This window comes from Sabulicella flocculans (assembly GCF_045449635.1).
Lineage (GTDB): Bacteria > Pseudomonadota > Alphaproteobacteria > Acetobacterales > Acetobacteraceae > Roseococcus.
Map to the genome: position 1 here is coordinate 1 of NZ_JBJJBR010000058.1, position 947 is coordinate 947.

Sequence of the window (947 nt, forward strand, 5' to 3'; positions counted from 1 at the left end):
GAGCGCGAGCGGCTCATCCAGGACAACGAGACCGCCTATGAGCGCTACCAGCGCCGGCTGGAGCGGCTCGGCGACCTGGTGCAGCGCGCCGAGCGCGCCGGCCGGCCGATCCCGGAGGAGACGATCGGGCGCGAGGCGCAGCGCGCGCTGGAGGATCTGGAGGAGGCCGAGCGCCGGCTGCAGCGCAGCACCGAGGGCACGCGGGAGGCGGCGCGGGAGCTCGGCTTCGCGTTCTCCTCCGCGTTCGAGGACGCGATCGTGCGCGGCGACAAGCTGTCGAAGGTCATGCAGGGCCTGCTGCAGGACATCACCCGCATCATCGCCCGGCGCACGATCACCGAGCCGCTCGGCAATGCCGTCTCGGCCGGACTCACCAGCTTCGGCGCCGGGGGCTGGTTCGACGGCATCGGCTCCTGGCTCGGTGGGCTGTTCCGGGCCGAGGGTGGGCCGGTCTCGGCCGGCCAGCCCTACATCGTCGGCGAGCGCGGGCCCGAATGGTTCGTGCCCGACCGCGGCGGCACGGTGCTGCCGAACGGCATGGTGCCCGGCGGCCCGGTCATCCAGCAGACCATCAACATCGACGCGCGCGGCGCGGACGCCGGCGTCGAGGCGCGGCTGCGGCTGCTCGCCGGGCAGATCGCGCGGCAGGCCTCGGCGATGACGCTCGACGCCATCCGCCGCGGCGGCAGCGCCTACGAGACGGTGCGGGGGTAGCTGCCATGGTGGAGTATGCCTGGCCCGACGCGCTGCGCCCGACGCGGCTGACCTTTTACCTGCAGCACAACACCACGCGCTTCGTCTCGCCGGTCACTCGCGCCACCCAGGTGCTGCGGCGCGAGGGCGCGCGCTGGGTGGCGCAGGCCACCTTCGATCCGCTCGACCGCGTGCGCGCCGGCCTGCTCGAAGGGCTGCTCGCGGCGCTGGCCGGCTCGGTGAACACCGTCCGC

At 74.2% G+C, this 947-nt stretch carries 2 pseudogenes; both read left to right on the forward strand.

Going from position 1 to position 947, the window contains the following annotated elements:
* Positions 1 to 714: pseudogene (locus tag ACI6QG_RS19590) on the forward strand (tape measure protein); the annotation flags it as partial.
* A 5-nt stretch (positions 715 to 719) separates the two neighbouring features.
* Positions 720 to 947 (forward strand): annotated as a pseudogene (locus ACI6QG_RS19595) (hypothetical protein); the annotation flags it as partial.